Source organism: Stenotrophomonas sp. SORGH_AS_0321, from assembly GCF_031453215.1.
GTDB classification, from domain to species: Bacteria; Pseudomonadota; Gammaproteobacteria; order Xanthomonadales; family Xanthomonadaceae; genus Stenotrophomonas; species Stenotrophomonas chelatiphaga.
On record NZ_JAVIZG010000001.1, the window covers coordinates 3,275,901 to 3,291,713 of the forward strand.

At 63.8% G+C, this 15,813-nt stretch carries 13 protein-coding genes and 5 tRNA genes; all 18 read right to left on the bottom strand.

All coding sequences use genetic code 11. The annotated features are described in order from the left end of the window. Window positions 1–70 precede the first annotated feature (70 nt). Window positions 71–4,225: a DNA-directed RNA polymerase subunit beta gene (rpoB, locus tag QE373_RS14785; protein WP_057687562.1), complete on the bottom strand. Its 4,155-nt coding sequence runs from the start codon at window positions 4,223–4,225 to the stop codon at window positions 71–73. A 310-nt stretch (window positions 4,226–4,535) separates the two neighbouring features. Next, window positions 4,536–4,904, bottom strand: a complete 369-nt coding sequence (gene rplL, locus QE373_RS14790) for a 50S ribosomal protein L7/L12 (protein ID WP_042615319.1) — start codon at window positions 4,902–4,904, stop codon at window positions 4,536–4,538. A 63-nt stretch (window positions 4,905–4,967) separates the two neighbouring features. Continuing rightward, window positions 4,968–5,501 (bottom strand): 50S ribosomal protein L10, encoded by a 534-nt coding sequence (gene rplJ / locus QE373_RS14795; protein WP_057687563.1) that lies wholly within the window; start codon window positions 5,499–5,501, stop codon window positions 4,968–4,970. A 386-nt stretch (window positions 5,502–5,887) separates the two neighbouring features. Beyond that, window positions 5,888–6,586: a 50S ribosomal protein L1 gene (rplA, locus tag QE373_RS14800; RefSeq protein ID WP_042615321.1), complete on the bottom strand. Its 699-nt coding sequence runs from the start codon at window positions 6,584–6,586 to the stop codon at window positions 5,888–5,890. A 4-nt stretch (window positions 6,587–6,590) separates the two neighbouring features. Beyond that, a complete protein-coding gene (gene rplK / locus QE373_RS14805) occupies window positions 6,591–7,019 on the bottom strand; it encodes a 50S ribosomal protein L11 (protein ID WP_042615322.1) in 429 nt (142 codons plus the stop codon). A 222-nt stretch (window positions 7,020–7,241) separates the two neighbouring features. Continuing rightward, window positions 7,242–7,805 carry a transcription termination/antitermination protein NusG gene (gene nusG / locus QE373_RS14810; protein ID WP_042615323.1) on the bottom strand — a complete coding sequence of 188 codons (564 nt, stop codon included), beginning with the start codon at window positions 7,803–7,805 and terminating at the stop codon, window positions 7,242–7,244. A gap of 10 nt (window positions 7,806–7,815) precedes the next feature. Continuing rightward, the gene (gene secE / locus QE373_RS14815; protein ID WP_057687564.1) at window positions 7,816–8,229 is read right to left on the bottom strand and encodes a preprotein translocase subunit SecE; all 414 of its coding nucleotides are present in this window, start codon (window positions 8,227–8,229) and stop codon (window positions 7,816–7,818) included. 46 nt (window positions 8,230–8,275) lie between these two features. Beyond that, window positions 8,276–8,351 (bottom strand) — tRNA-Trp (locus QE373_RS14820). A gap of 103 nt (window positions 8,352–8,454) precedes the next feature. Continuing rightward, a complete protein-coding gene (gene tuf, locus QE373_RS14825) occupies window positions 8,455–9,645 on the bottom strand; it encodes an elongation factor Tu (RefSeq protein WP_101098575.1) in 1,191 nt (396 codons plus the stop codon). Between the two features lie 40 nt (window positions 9,646–9,685). Then, window positions 9,686–9,761: transfer RNA gene (locus QE373_RS14830), tRNA-Thr, on the bottom strand. A gap of 53 nt (window positions 9,762–9,814) precedes the next feature. Beyond that, window positions 9,815–9,888: transfer RNA gene (locus QE373_RS14835), tRNA-Gly, on the bottom strand. Between the two features lie 35 nt (window positions 9,889–9,923). Beyond that, a tRNA-Tyr gene (locus QE373_RS14840) sits at window positions 9,924–10,009 on the bottom strand. Between the two features lie 136 nt (window positions 10,010–10,145). Beyond that, complete coding sequence (locus tag QE373_RS14845; protein WP_309687879.1) at window positions 10,146–11,174, bottom strand: isoaspartyl peptidase/L-asparaginase; 1,029 nt, start codon at window positions 11,172–11,174, stop codon at window positions 10,146–10,148. A gap of 858 nt (window positions 11,175–12,032) precedes the next feature. Continuing rightward, window positions 12,033–13,124, bottom strand: a complete 1,092-nt coding sequence (gene ychF / locus QE373_RS14850; RefSeq protein ID WP_309687882.1) for a redox-regulated ATPase YchF — start codon at window positions 13,122–13,124, stop codon at window positions 12,033–12,035. Between the two features lie 114 nt (window positions 13,125–13,238). Continuing rightward, on the bottom strand, window positions 13,239–13,817 hold the full coding sequence (gene pth / locus QE373_RS14855) for an aminoacyl-tRNA hydrolase (RefSeq protein ID WP_309687884.1): 579 nt from the start codon (window positions 13,815–13,817) through the stop codon (window positions 13,239–13,241). A 77-nt stretch (window positions 13,818–13,894) separates the two neighbouring features. Next, window positions 13,895–14,518, bottom strand: a complete 624-nt coding sequence (locus QE373_RS14860) for a 50S ribosomal protein L25/general stress protein Ctc (protein ID WP_309687886.1) — start codon at window positions 14,516–14,518, stop codon at window positions 13,895–13,897. Window positions 14,519–14,629: 111 nt separating this feature from the next. Further along, the gene (locus QE373_RS14865) at window positions 14,630–15,589 is read right to left on the bottom strand and encodes a ribose-phosphate diphosphokinase (protein ID WP_042614861.1); all 960 of its coding nucleotides are present in this window, start codon (window positions 15,587–15,589) and stop codon (window positions 14,630–14,632) included. 138 nt (window positions 15,590–15,727) lie between these two features. Beyond that, a tRNA-Gln gene (locus tag QE373_RS14870) sits at window positions 15,728–15,804 on the bottom strand. Window positions 15,805–15,813 lie beyond the last annotated feature (9 nt).

Below are 15,813 nucleotides of genomic sequence, written 5' to 3' on the forward strand. Positions count from 1 at the left end.
AATGCGTTGTCGATGGGCTGTCAGAACGGAGCGGCGGCGCTGCTGCCCGGGAGCAGCAGCGCCTGCGCGATCAGTTGTCTTCCAGTTCCATGTTGATGGCCAGCGAGCGGATTTCCTTCACCAGCACGTTGAAGGATTCCGGCATGCCGGCCACCATCTCGTGCTCGCCGTCGACGATGTTCTTGTACATCTGGTTGCGGCCCTGCACGTCATCGGACTTCACCGTCAGCATTTCCTGCAGGGTGTAGGCCGCGCCGTAGGCTTCCAGCGCCCAGACTTCCATTTCACCGAAGCGCTGGCCGCCGAACTGCGCCTTGCCGCCCAGCGGCTGCTGGGTGACGAGCGAGTACGGACCGGTCGAACGGGCGTGCATCTTGTCGTCGACCAGGTGGTTCAGCTTCAGGTAGTGCATGTAGCCGACGGTGGTGTGGCGATCGAATGCCTCACCGGTACGGCCGTCATACAGCTGGGTCTGGCCGCTGGCCGGCAGGTCTGCCAGTTCCAGCATGCGCTTGATTTCCGCTTCGGTGGCACCGTCGAAGACCGGCGTTGCCATCGGCACGCCGTCGGTCAGGTTGCCGGCCAGGCGCAGCAGCTCTTCATCGCTGAACTGGGTCAGGTCGACGTGGGTGGCCACGTTGTCGCTGTCGTGGTTGTACACCTCGTCCAGGAACACGCGCAGCTGCGCCACGGCGGCCTGGGCTTCCAGCATGCCCTGGATCTTGCGACCCAGGCCCTTGGCGGCCCAGCCCAGGTGGACTTCCAGGATCTGACCGATGTTCATGCGCGACGGCACGCCCAGCGGGTTCAGCACGATGTCCACGGTCTCGCCCGAGGCCATGTACGGCATGTCTTCGACCGGCACCACGTTGGAGACCACACCCTTGTTGCCGTGGCGGCCTGCCATCTTGTCGCCCGGCTGGATGCGGCGCTTCACGGCCATGAACACCTTGACCATCTTCAGCACGCCCGGGGCGAGGTCGTCGCCGGCGGTGATCTTGCCGCGCTTGTCGGCGAAGCGACGCTCGAATTCCTTCTCGTGCGCCTGGATCTGCTTCTGGGCGCGTTCGATGGCTTCCGAAGCGTCCTCGTCCTTCATGCGCAGCACAAACCAGTCAGCCTTCTTCAGGCCGTCCAGGTAGGCGTCGGTGATGGTGTCGCCCTTCTTCAGGTTGGCACCACCGTTGACCACCTTGCCGACGATCTGCGAACGCAGGCGGGCGTAGATGGCACCTTCCAGGATGCGGTACTGGTCGTCGAAGTCCTTCTTGACGCGCTTGATCTCGGATTCCTCGATCTGGCGCGCACGCTTGTCCTTTTCGATGCCGTCGCGGGTGAAGACCTGCACGTCGATGACGGTGCCGTCCATGCCCGGCGGCACGCGCAGCGAGCTGTCCTTCACGTCCGAAGCCTTCTCGCCGAAGATCGCGCGCAGCAGCTTTTCTTCCGGGGTCAGCTGGCTTTCGCCCTTCGGGGTGACCTTGCCGACCAGGATGTCGCCGGCGCGCACTTCGGCACCGATGTACACCACGCCGGATTCGTCCAGGCGGTTCAGCGCCTGCTCGGACACGTTCGGGATGTCGGCGGAGATTTCCTCCGGCCCCAGCTTCGTATCACGCGCGACGCAGGTCAGCTCTTCGATGTGGATCGTGGTGTAACGATCCTCTTCCACCACGCGCTCGGAGAGCAGGATGGAGTCTTCGAAGTTGTAGCCGTTCCACGGCATGAAGGCGATCAGCATGTTCTGGCCCAGGGCCAGTTCGCCGATGTCGGTGGACGGACCATCGGCCAGCACGTCGCCACGCGCCACCACGTCACCCACGTTCACCAGCGGACGCTGGTTGATGCAGGTGTTCTGGTTGGAACGGGTGTACTTGACCAGATTGTAGATGTCCACGCCGGCGTCGGTCGCGCCGATGATTTCTTCTTCGACGATCTTGACCACGATGCGTGCGGCATCGACCTGCACCACTTCACCGCCACGACGGGCGTTGACGGTGACGCCGGAGTCGCGTGCCACGGCACGTTCGATACCGGTACCCACCAGCGGCTTCTGCGCACGCAGGGTCGGCACGGCCTGGCGCTGCATGTTGGCGCCCATCAGTGCACGGTTGGCGTCATCGTGTTCCAGGAACGGAACCAGCGCCGCGGCGACCGACACGGTCTGCATCGGCGAGACGTCCATGAAGTGCACTTCCGCCGGCGGCTTCAGCAGCGATTCGCCCTGGAAGCGGCACGGCACGAACTGCTCGGTCAGCACGCTGTCGGCATTGGTCAGGGCGTTGGCCTGGGCAATGACGTACTCGTTTTCTTCGATCGCCGACAGGAATTCGACTTCGTCGAACACCTTGCCGTCCACGACCTTGCGGTACGGGGTTTCAAGGAAACCGTACTCATTGGTGCGGGCGTACACGGCCAGCGAGTTGATCAGGCCGATGTTCGGGCCTTCCGGCGTTTCGATGGTGCAGACGCGGCCGTAGTGGGTCGGGTGCACGTCGCGCACTTCGAAGCCGGCGCGTTCGCGGGTCAGGCCGCCCGGGCCGAGGGCCGAGACGCGACGCTTGTGCGTGACTTCCGACAGCGGGTTGTTCTGATCCATGAACTGCGACAGCTGCGAGGAGCCGAAGAATTCCTTGATCGCCGCAGCCACCGGCTTGGCGTTGATCAGTTCCTGCGGGGTCAGGCCTTCGGATTCGGCCATCGACAGGCGTTCCTTGACCGCGCGCTCGACGCGGACCAGGCCCACGCGGAACACGTTCTCGGCCATTTCACCGACCGAACGCACGCGACGGTTGCCCAGGTGGTCGATGTCATCGACGACGCCACGGCCGTTGCGGATCTCGGTCAGGACCTTGATCACGTCCAGGATGTCCGACGATTCGCCATGCGCGGCAACCAGGCGCTTGGACTCTTCGTCATTGCGCTCGCCGTAGTACTTGCGGTCGTACAGCACGGCTTCGCCGGTGGTTTCCTTGCGGCCCACGCGACGGTTGAACTTCATCCGGCCGACCGTGGACAGGTCGTAACGCTCGAAGGTGAAGAAAAGGTTGTGGAACAGGTTCTGCGCGGCGTCCTTGGTCGGCGGCTCGCCCGGACGCATCATGCGGTAGATCTCGACCAGCGCTTCCAGCTGGGTCTTGGTCGGATCGATGCGCAGGGTGTTGCTCAGGTACGGACCACGATCGAGGTCGTTCACCCACAGGGTGCCCACCGCGTCCACGCCGGCCTTGCGGAAGGCCTGCAGCTGGTCGTCGGTGATCTCGTCGTTGGCCTGCGCCAGCAGTTCACCGGTGGCCGAATCGACCACGTCGTGCGACAGGATGCGGCCGACGATGTAATCGTCCGGCACGGCCAGGGCGGCGATGCCCGAGGCTTCCAGCTGCTTGACGTGGCGCGCGGTGATGCGCTTGCCGGCTTCCACGATGACCTTGTCACCGTCGGCCAGGTCGAAGCCCAGGGTTTCACCGCGCAGACGCTCGGCGACCAGCTCCAGCTGCACGCCTTCGTCGGGGTTGATGTGGAAGGTGTTGATCTCGAAGAACTCGGCCAGCATCTCTTCGTTGCTGTAGCCAAGCGCGCGCAGCAGGATCGACACCGGCAGCTTGCGACGGCGATCGATACGGGTGAACAGCGCGTCCTTCGGGTCGAACTCGAAGTCCAGCCAGGAACCGCGGTACGGGATGATGCGGGCGCTGTACAGCAGCTTGCCCGAGCTGTGGGTCTTGCCACGGTCGTGGTCGAAGAACACACCCGGCGAGCGGTGCAGCTGCGAGACGATGACGCGCTCGGTGCCGTTGACGATGAAGGTGCCGTTGTCGGTCATCAGCGGGATTTCGCCCAGATAGACCTCCTGCTCCTTCACGTACTTGATGGCCTTGGTCGACGACTCACGGTCGTAGATCACCAGGCGCACGGTCACGCGCAGCGGGGCGCCGTAGCTCATGCCACGCTGGCGGCACTCGCGCTCGTCGAACACCGGTTCGCCCAGCTTGTAGCCGACGTATTCCAGCGCGGCATTGCCGCTGTAGCTGGAGATGGGGAAGACGGACTTCAGTGCGGCGTGCAGGCCGTGGTCCGTGCGCTTGGCCGGATCGACGTTTTCCTGCAGGAACTCGCGGTAGGAATCCACCTGGATGGCGAGCAGGAACGGCACTTCGAGAATAGCGCGCGACTTGGCGAAATCCTTGCGGATGCGCTTCTTCTCGGTGAACGAATAGGACGTCATGAGATCTTCCACCTTGTTGTGCGGGGCGTGCGTCCACGACCCAAAAGGAAACTTGAAATTGTCAGTTGGAAGTCGCTGGTATTGCCGGCACCAGCACGCCTTCTATTGCTACTTCCAACTGCCAACTTGACTGCATCTGCGTGACCGCCGGCGCGCTTGGCGCTGGCCGGACGGGCCTTTTCCTGCAGCCCGTGTTGGGCTTTTTCAAACGATGTTTCGGGGTACCGCGTGAAACGACCAAAGGCCGGGGGCTTTACGCCCCCAGCCTTGGCTGCATCGCCGGAAATCGATGGCGACGCAAGGGATCTGCTTACTTGACTTCGACAGTCGCGCCAGCAGCTTCCAGGTCCTTCTTGATCTTCTCGGCTTCGTCCTTCGACGCGCCTTCCTTCACGACGCCGCCGGCTTCGGTCAGGTCCTTCGCTTCCTTCAGGCCCAGGCCGGTGATGGCGCGGACGGCCTTGATCACTTCGACCTTCTTGTCGCCCGGCGACTTCAGGGTCACGGTGAATTCGGTCTGCTCTTCAACAGCGGCAGCCGGGCCAGCGGCAGCAGCCACGGCGACCGGAGCAGCGGCGGAAACGCCGAACTTCTCTTCGATGGCCTTGACCAGCTCCATCACTTCCATCAGGGACTTCGAGGCGATGGCTTCGACGATCTGTTCGTTGGAAAGGGACATTTTGATTACCTTTGAATGATTTTCTGGATTGAGGTTCCGTCAGGAACCACGGTAGGTCGAAACTCAGGCGGTCTCGGCGACCGGCTCAGCAGCAGCAGCGGCTTCGCCACCACCCAGCTGATCCGCCAGTGCCTTGTTGGCGCGCGCGAACATCGTGACCGGCTCGGTCAGGACGCGTGCCAGCATTGCCAGGGCCTGGTCGAGGGTCGGCAGCGAGGCCAACACGTCAACGTGGCTTGCCGGGAACACTTCGCCACCGATGGCGACGACCTTGGGCTGCAGCTTATCGTTGCCCTTGGCGAATTCCTTGATCAGGCGACCGGCTGCGCCGGGCTCCTCGAGCGAGAACGCATACAGCAGCGGACCGACCAGCTTGTCCTGTGCACATGCGAATTCGGTGCCTTCAACAGCACGCGAAGCCAGGGTGTTCTTGACGACTTTCAAGAAAACGCCGGTTTCACGAGCCTGCTTGCGCATCGCGGTCATCTGGGAGACCGTGGTGCCAGCGTATTCGGCTGCGATCAAGGAGTGGGCCTTGGCGGCGACGTCTGCCAGCTCCGCGACTACTTCTTGCTTCTGGGACAGATTGAGAGCCATTGCACTCCTCCGATTGAACTCCGCTTACGGCTCCTGCCGTTTGCGGTCCTGGGCGGCATCCTTCCTGGACACCGGGAACATCGGGTTGATGTTCCGGGGGGTGGGCCGTTCCAGACCTGGACTCAACCTGGTATCAAACCAGAATTGCGTAAACCAGAAAAACTCCAGAAGGGCACCATCTACGCAGGGTGATCCAGGCGGATCGATTAAGCGTTCGTGACTGCTCCGGCGGCGACTCCCTGCCAAATCGAGCTTCCGTGCCCGTCGCCGGCATGCCACGACCGCACCTGCGGTCTTTGACGGCTGCCACCGGCGATGCGCTGCCGGCGGTTGCCTTCAAATGGGACGGATGCGGAACCCGGGGGCTCCACATCCGCTTCAAACACTTACTTCAGGGTCAGGGTCGACTGGTCGACGGTGACGCCCGGGCCCATCGTCGAGCTGACCGACACCTTCTGCAGGTACAGGCCCTTCGAGGTGGCCGGCTTGGCCTTGATCAGGTCCAGCAGCAGCGCCTGCAGGTTCGACTTCAGCGCTTCGTCTTCGAAGCTGGCCTTGCCGATGGTGCAGTGGATGATGCCGGCCTTGTCGGTGCGGTAACGCACCTGGCCCGACTTGGCGTTCTTGACGGCTTCACCCGGGTTGGCCGAGACGGTGCCGACCTTCGGGTTCGGCATCAGGCCGCGCGGGCCGAGCACGGTGCCCAGCTTACCCACGACGCGCATGGCGTCCGGGGTCGCGATCACGACGTCATAGTTCAGATCACCGGCCTGCATCTTTTCGGCCAGGTCGTCCATGCCGACGGCTTCGGCGCCAGCGGCCAGGGCTTCGTCAGCCTTGGCACCGGCCGGTGCGAACACCGCAACGCGGACCGACTTGCCGGTACCGGCCGGCAGCACGGTGGAACCGCGCACCTGCTGGTCGGACTTCTTGGCGTCCACGCCAAGGCGCACAGCCACGTCGATCGACTCGACGAACTTGGCGCTGGCGGTGGTCTTCAGGATCTTGATCGCGTCTTCGAAGCCATACGACTTGCCCGGGACGACGGCGGCCTTCAGGGCCTTTTCACGCTTGTTCAGTGCCATGTTATTAGCCCTCCACCACGATGCCGATAGAACGGGCCGAGCCGGCGATGGTACGCACGGCGGCGTCCAGGTCAGCGGCGGTCAGGTCGGGTTCCTTCGCCTTGGCGATCTCTTCCAGCTGCTTGCGGGTGACCTTGCCGACCTTCTCGGTGTTCGGGCGCTTGGAGCCCGACGAGATGCCAGCAGCCTTCTTCAGCAGGGTGGTCGCCGGGGTGCTCTTGGTGATGAAGGTGAACGTACGGTCCGAATAGGCCGTGATGATCACCGGAACCGGCAGACCCGGCTCGAGCTTCTGCGTGGCGGCATTGAAGGCCTTGCAGAATTCCATGATGTTCAGGCCGCGCTGACCCAGCGCAGGACCGACCGGCGGCGAGGGGTTGGCCTGACCGGCCTTCACCTGCAGCTTGATGTAACCGACAACTTTCTTTGCCATGAGTATGCTCTCCGGGTGCTAGCGCCTTACGACAACAGGCTCCCCATCGGACCGGGAATCACGCGTCCCGGCATCGCGTTTTTGAATACATGCAGAAGGCCACCTTTCGGCGGCCTTCACTTTTGCCAGATTCCTGGCAGGAAGCCGGGCACTATACCAGCCCTTTGACGAAGCGTCCACACTGGCAACATGAACGCCAGGCGGGGCCCGGCGCTGCGGCGATCAGCCGGTGGCCTTCTCGACCTGGCCGAACTCGAGTTCGACCGGGGTGGCGCGACCAAAGATCAGCACCGAGACGCGCAGGCGGCTCTTCTCGTAATTGACTTCTTCCACGACGCCATTGAAGTCGTTGAACGGGCCGTCGGTGACGCGGACCATCTGGCCCGGCTCGAACAGCACCTTCGGACGCGGCTTCTCGATACCGTCCTGGACCCGGTTCAGGATGGCCTCGGCCTCCGAATCGGCGATCGGCAGCGGACGATCAGCGGTGCCACCGATGAAGCCCAGCACGCGGGAGGTGTCCTTCACCAGGTGCCAGCTTTCGCTGTCGATGCGCGGAATGCCGCCTTCTTCGTGGGTCTCGATCTGGACCAGCACGTAGCCGGGGAAGAACTTGCGTTCGGAGCGGCGCTTCTGGCCAGCGCGCATCTCGACCACTTCTTCGGTCGGGACCAGCACATCACCAAACAGCTCCTGCTTCTCTTCACGAACGATGCGATCGCGCAGGGCCTGCGCAACCGACTTCTCGAAGCCTGAATAGGCGTGAACGACGTACCAGCGCTTCATGGGTATCTCCTTACCGGCTCAGGAACAGCTGAGTCAGTTTCTGAATGACGAAGTCGAACCCACCCAGCAGCAGACTGAGGATGATCACAACAACGATGACGACCCAGGTCATCCGGATGGCTTCCTGGCGCGTCGGCCAGACCACTTTGCGCAGTTCGAAACGCGACTCGGACAGGAACTCGCGGGTATCGCGACCCTTCCCGGTCAGCATGAAAACGGCAATACCGCCCGCCAGGCCGGCAATGACGGCAAGCGCGCGGATCTGAGCGGTCCAGGCACCCAGCTGGGTGGCGCGACCGGAGTCTGCGGAGAACCAGAACCACACGAACAGTCCGGCCAGCACCAGCAGGGCTGCGGCGACGTACTTGACGAGGTCTCCACCAGAAGTGGACGTATCCTTGGAGTGTTCGATCTTGCTGTTCATCCGGCTCGGGCTGCTTTAGCGGCGGACCGCTGGTTAGGAAGGCAGATGGCACGCCAGGAGGGACTCGAACCCCCAACCTGCGGTTTTGGAGACCGCTGCTCTGCCAATTGAGCTACTGGCGTACGTTATAAACTTTGCCTTGCCTTAGACGGCGAAGGCGGACCGAGGTTCCCGGCCCGCCACTCGCGCGACCGGCAGCTTTAGAAAAACCGCCGGTAGTGCAGATTACTTGATGATCTTGGAGACCACGCCGGCGCCGACGGTACGACCGCCTTCGCGGATGGCGAAGCGCAGGCCTTCGTCCATGGCGACCGGGTTGATCAGGGTGACAACCATCTTCACGTTGTCGCCCGGCATCACCATTTCAACACCTTCCGGCAGCTTGGCTGCACCGGTGATGTCGGTGGTGCGGAAGTAGAACTGCGGACGGTAGCCGTTGAAGAACGGGGTGTGACGGCCGCCCTCATCCTTCGACAGCACGTACACTTCGCCTTCGAACTCGGTGTGCGGCTTGATCGAACCCGGCTTGCACAGGACCTGACCGCGCTGCACGTCGTCACGCTTGGTGCCGCGCAGCAGCAGACCGGCGTTGTCGCCTGCCTGACCCTGGTCGAGCAGCTTGCGGAACATTTCCACACCCGTGACAGTGGTCTTGACGGTGTCACGGATACCGACGATTTCGATTTCTTCGCCGACCTTGATCACGCCGCGCTCGATACGACCGGTCACCACGGTGCCGCGGCCCGAGATCGAGAACACGTCTTCCACCGGCATCAGGAACGGCTTGTCGACGTCACGCTCCGGCAGCGGAATCCAGCTGTCCAGGGCTTCGACCAGCTTGATCACGGCCGGCACGCCGATGTCGCTCTGGTCGCCTTCCAGCGCCAGACGGGCCGAACCGGCGATGATCGGGGTGTCGTCGCCCGGGAAGTCGTACTTGCTCAGCAGCTCGCGCACTTCCATTTCGACCAGCTCAAGCAGCTCAGCGTCGTCGACCATGTCGGCCTTGTTCAGGAACACGACGATGTACGGCACGCCGACCTGGCGCGACAGCAGGATGTGCTCGCGGGTCTGCGGCATCGGGCCGTCAGCAGCGGAACAGACCAGGATCGCGCCGTCCATCTGCGCAGCACCGGTGATCATGTTCTTGACGTAGTCAGCATGGCCCGGGCAATCGACGTGGGCGTAGTGACGGACGGTGGATTCGTATTCGACGTGTGCGGTCGAGATCGTGATGCCACGTGCCTTTTCTTCCGGCGCGGCGTCGATCGCGGAGTAATCCTTGAACTCGCCACCGAAGCGCTCGGCACCGATCTTGGTCAGTGCGGCGGTCAGCGTGGTCTTGCCGTGGTCGACGTGACCGATGGTGCCGACATTGACGTGCGGCTTGGTGCGCTCGAACTTACCCTTGGCCATGGCTGCTTATCTCGAATTCGTCTTGGGGTGGTGCTGAAGATGGTGCTCACGAAAGGAATCGAACCTTCGACCTCTTCCTTACCAAGGAAGTGCTCTACCGACTGAGCTACGTGAGCGAGTTTTGCATTATGGCATGAACTGAAATATCTTCAAAGTTCTAAACATTCAATGGAGCGGGAGACGGGAATCGAACCCGCACAATCAGCTTGGAAGGCTGAAGTTCTACCATTGAACTACTCCCGCACCGGGAATTGCCACAACGTGAAACTACGTGAAACTGGTGGAGGGAGGTGGATTCGAACCACCGAAGGCGTAAGCCAGCAGATTTACAGTCTGCCCCCGTTGGCCGCTTGGGTATCCCTCCTTACCACCCCATGCCGTGGCGCCGAAGCGTTGCGGTGTGTGGTGGTGAGCCCGCAATTCTGCTGATCCGGCGGGGGTCTGTCAACACGTTTTTTCTTTTTTTTCACACGCTGTCGCAAACCCGTTGATACGCAAGGTTATTGGACGGGCAGCTGCAGCGCTTCGTCGGCAAAGATCGCGACATGCGGCACACCGTCCGCGCCGATCCAGCCCCGATACATGCCTTCGGTGCTGAACGGCAGCCCGATTTCGCCCTTCGCGGTGAGCACGATCGCCCCACCGTCGCCACCCAGCGCGGGAATCATCTCGTTGATCACTTCGCGGCCGGCCTGCGCGGCGGACGCGCCGGCCAGCCGCACGCGCGCGCAGATCTCGTGCGCGGCCGCGGTGCGCAGGTAGTACTCGCCCCAACCCGTGCCGGAAACGGCACAGCCCTCGTCGGCCCAGGTGCCCGCGCCGAGGATCGGCGAGTCGCCGACCCGCCCATAGCGCTTGTTGGTCATGCCGCCCGTCGACGTGCCCGCCGCGAGCGTGCCTGCGGCATCCAGCGCCAGCGCGCCGACGGTGCCGAAGTGCCTGGCGGTTTCCAGCTCGGCATGCGCCTGCCCTGCCCTCTCCTCCTGCAGGGCGCGCTGCAGCTGCTGCCAGCGCTTTTCGGTGCGGAAGTACGACGGGTCGACCAAGGCGACGCCCTGTTCGGCCGCGAAGGCCTCGGCGCCCTGCCCGACCATCATCACGTGCGCGGAGTGCGCCATCACCGCCTGCGCCAGCAGGATCGGGTTGCGCACCCGCTGCACGCCCGCCACCGCACCCGCGCGGCGCGTCGCGCCCTCCATCAGCGCCGCGTCCAGTTCGTTGCGGCCGTCATGGGTGAATACCGCACCGCGCCCCGCATTGAAGGTCGGATCGTCCTCCAGCACGGTGATCGCCCGGGTCACCGCGGTCAGCGCAGGGCGGCCCGCCTTCAGCTCGGCATGCCCCTGCAGCAATGCACTGCGCAGCGCTTCGCGCGCGGCGCGCTCCTCTTCAGCGGACAGCCCTGCGCGCTGCACGCCGGCACCGCCGTGGATCACCAGCAGCGGCTGCGGCTCCTTTGCAGCGGCGGCCGCCACAGCGGCGCCGGAGATCGTCAACAGCACGCACAGCATTCCCAGGCGCAGGTTCATTCGGCAACTCCATCCCCATCGTTGCCGACACGCTGCGCGGCGGCGTGGCCGTTGGCAAGTGCCGTTCGCTGCCGGTGCCGGGTTCTCCACACCCGGCGTGGAGAGCGATGGGGGTTTGGTGTGGACAAGTAGCGCTGAGCCACACACCGCAAGCGTTTCGAAAGGTGGCGATTATTTGTCCAGGCACCGCCGCGGTTTTCCACACCCCGCGTGGAGAGCGATGGGGGTTTGGTGTGGACAAGTGCCACTGAGCCACACGCCGCAAGCGTTTCAGATGCTGGTCATTATTTGTCCACGCAGAAACAGCGCCGCGCTCAGGCATGCTGCGGCTCACTCAAGCGAGCGATGTATCGCAGCAGCGAACGGCAGAGCCCCTCGTGGCGGTCGCGCTCGTGTGGTTAATGCGGCTGGGCCGGGCGGGAGGACGCTGCGGGGGACGGCAGAAGCCGCTCCTGCGGGCCTCGTTTCGCGCCATCCATGGCGCTCAACGCCCCCGCAGCGCCCTCCCACCCAGCTTGGGACACACCGCCTGAGCGCCGGCCACGCAAAAAAGAGAGAAGAGCAAAAAAAACGCAGAGCTGACCATTGGTCAGCTCTGCGTTTGCCTTATTGCCGTGGTGGACGCCAAGCGATCTGTCGCGGAGCCGGGCGGTGAGGCTGGGCGGGGGCGTTGAGCGCCATGGATGGCGCGAAACGAGGCCTGCATGGACGCAGTTTTTGCCGTCCCCCGCACAGCCTTACCGCCCGGCCCCAGCCCGCGACCAAGCACTTCGCGGCCAGCCTCGAGGGGACCGCCGCCCCGCTCGCAGGGGGCTTTTTTCCCTGCGCAACGGCGATTGAGGATCGCCCGTTGCAGGATCAGACGTTGAAGCGGAAGTGCAGCACGTCGCCTTCCTGCACGCGGTATTCCTTGCCTTCCAGGCGCAACCGCCCGGCTTCCTTGGCACCGGCTTCGCCCTTGAACTTGATGAAGTCGTCGTAGGCGATGGTTTCGGCGCGGATGAAGCCCTTCTCGAAATCGGTGTGGATGACCGCGGCGGCCTGCGGCGCGGTGGCGCCCTTGCGCACGGTCCAGGCACGGACTTCCTTCACGCCAGCGGTGAAATAGGTCTGCAGGCCCAGCAGCTGGTAAGCCGCGTTGATGACGCGGTTCAAGCCCGGCTCCTGCAGGCCGAGATCAGCCAGGAAGGTGTCACGGTCTTCGTCATCCAGCTGCGACAGCTCTTCTTCGATGGCCGCCGAGACCGGCACCACCTTGGCTCCTTCTTCGGCAGCGCGCGCACGCACGGCATCCAGGTGCGGATTGTTCTCGAAGCCATCTTCCAGCACGTTGGCGATGTACATCACCGGCTTCAGCGTCAGCAGGAACAGGTCGCGCACCAGCGCCTTTTCTTCTTCGTCCAGGCCGGCCGCACGGCCGGCCTTGCCGTCGGCCAGCGCCGCCTGCAGCTTGGCCAGCACCGGCTTGCGTGCCGCCGCCTCCTTGTCACCGCCCTTGGCCGAACGCTCGGCGCGGTTCAGCGCCTTCTCCACGCTGTCCAGGTCAGCCAGCGCCAGCTCGGTATCGATGGTGTCGATGTCCGACAGCGGGTCAACCTTGTTGTTGACGTGGATGACGTCGGCGTTCTCGAAGCAGCGCACCACGTGGGTGATCGCATCCACTTCACGGATGTGCGCCAGGAACTTGTTGCCCAGCCCTTCACCGCTGGCCGCACCGGCCACCAGGCCGGCGATGTCGACGAACTCGACCGCCGTCGGGATGACCTTCTGCGGATTGATGATGCCCGCCAGTTCGTTCAGCCGCGGATCCGGCACCGGCACGATGCCGACGTTCGGCTCGATCGTGCAGAACGGGAAGTTGGCCGCGGCGATACCCGCCTTGGTCAGCGCATTGAACAGCGTCGACTTGCCCACGTTGGGCAGGCCGACGATTCCGCATTTGATACCCATGTTCGACAACCTTTGGGGTGAAAGTGATTGGCGAAAAAGCGCACGCGCTGTTTGGCAAATCATTTTCGTCGTACCGCCGCCGAGCAGGGCCCGGCGCCCTCACGCTTCGCTGGGTTACTTCGGGGTGTGCAGGCGCTTCATCGCCTCGCTGAAATCACCCTGCACCGCCAACGGCAGCACGTCGATCGCATCATCGATGGCGCGCGCGATCAGCACGTCGTCGTCCTTCGATGCACGTCCCAGTACCCACGGCACCACGCGATCCTTGTGGCCGGGATGGCCGATGCCCACGCGCAGGCGATGGAAGCGACCATGCCCGAGCAGGCGGATGGTATCGCGAAGGCCATTCTGCCCGCCGTGGCCACCATCGAACTTCAAGCGCGCCGCACCCGGCGGCAGGTCCAGTTCGTCGTGGGCCAGCAGGGTTTCTTCGGGCTCGATCTTCCAGAACCGCTGCGCGGCAGTCACCGACTTGCCACTGAGGTTCATGTACGTGGCCGGCTTCAGCAGCCAGACCGGCTGGCCTGCGATATCGACCTTGGTGGTCTCGCCGAACAGCTTGCTGTCCACGCTCCAGCGTGCGCCCGCCTTTTCGGCCAGGGCCTCCACAAAATGAAACCCAGCGTTGTGCCGGGTCCGGGCGTGCTCGGCACCTGGGTTCCCCAGGCCGACGATCAGTCGCAATCCTGCCATTGTCTCTTCCTGTCACGGCCTGCCAGCGCTGCCGGCAGGTACGGCGCCCGTCCCGGAGGACAGGCGCCGCAACGGCATTACTCTGCGGCTTCTGCGTCTTCAGCAGCGTCGGCAGCATCTTCCTTGCCGTGCTTGGCGGTGACCACGGCATCGTCGTGATCCTTGCCCAGCGCCAGCGCCGGCAGCTCAACGCCCTTCGGCAGCTTGAGGTCGGACAGATGGATCACGCCACCGGCCTCCAGGGCGCCCAGGTCGACTTCGATCGACTCCGGCAGGTCCTTCGGCAGGCAGGACACGGTGACTTCCTTCACTTCGTGGGTGACCACGATGTCCGAAGCCTTGCCGGCCGGCGAGGTTTCTTCATTGATGAAGTGCAGCGGCACCGCAGCGGTCAGGACTTCGTTCTCGTTCACGCGCAGGAAATCCAGGTGCAGGATCAGCTGCTTGAACGGGTGGCGCTGCATGTCACGCAGCAGCACGCGCTCGACCTTGCCATCGAGGTTCAGGTCCAGGATGGACGAGTAGAACCAATCGTTGTACTGGGCCAGCCAGATTTCATTGTGGTCAAGGCTGATGGCCACCGGCTCGGCGTTGCCGCCGTAGACGATCGCCGGGATCACGCCAGCGTGACGCAGGCGGCGGCTCGCACCCTTGCGCTGCAGTTCACGCTTGGTGACCTTGATTTCATGGGTCTTGGACATTTTCTACTACCTGTTGGGTGCCCTGCCGTGTGGCGGGGCGGATGAAGGCACTTCCGCGACCAGAAGTGCCCTTGGAGGTCCCTGCCGTTACCGGCGGGGACGAAAAAAAAATCAATCCACGTACAACGAGCTGACCGACTCACCGAAGGCGATGCGGCGCATCGTCTCGGCCAGCATCTCCGCCACGCTCAGCTGGCGGATCTTGCTGCACACGCGCGCGGCGTCCTTCAGCGGGATGGTGTCGGTCACCACCAGCTCATCGAGCTGGGAATTGGTGATGTTGTCCACCGCCGGGCCGGACAGCACCGCGTGGGTGCAGTACGCGGCGACCTTGAGCGCACCGCGCGCCTTCAGGGCAGCAGCAGCGGCGCACAGGGTGCCGGCGGTATCGACGATGTCATCGACCATCACGCAGGTCTTGCCTTCGACGTCACCGATGATGTTCATCACGGTGGAGACGTTGGCGCGCGGACGGCGCTTGTCGATGATCGCCAGGTCGGCGTCGTCCAGGCGCTTGGCCACGGCGCGCGCACGCACCACGCCACCCACGTCCGGGGACACCACGATCAGGTTTTCGGTGCCGTAGGCGCGCCAGATATCGGCGAGCAGCAGCGGCGACGCATAAACGTTGTCCACCGGGATGTCGAAGAAGCCCTGGATCTGGTCGGCATGCAGGTCCACGGTCAACACCCGATCGGCACCGGCGGTGCTGAACATCTTCGCCGCCAGCTTGGCGGTGATCGGCACGCGCGAAGACCGCATGCGGCGATCCTGGCGCGAGTAGCCGAAGTACGGCACCACGGCAGTGACGCTGGCCACCGATGCGCGCTTGAGCGCGTCGATCAGCACCAGCAGTTCCATCAGGTTCTCTGCGCTCGGTGCGCTGGTCGGCTGGATCACGAAGACGTCCTGCTTGCGGACGTTCTCTTCGATTTCGACCTGCACTTCACCATCGGAGAAGTGCGACACCAGTGCCTTGCCCGGACGCACGCCCAGTTCCTTGCAGATGTTCTGTGCGAGGCGTTTGTTGGCGTTGCCGGAAAACACCAGCAGGTTGGGCGAATCTTGCATCATGATTGTCTCGGGCGGGGGCGAGTGGCGGAGATCGGGTTACCCCAGGCACCCGAAGGCCCCTGCGGCTGATTGCACCACGGCATTTCCACGTCCCGCGCAGACAGCTGCGCTGGTTGGCGCGGACCAAGCCGCAAGTGGCAGGGGCGGGAGGATTCGAACCTCCGAATGCCAGGATCAAAACCTGGTGCCTTGGGCCTCTTGGCGACGCCCCTGCATCAAAT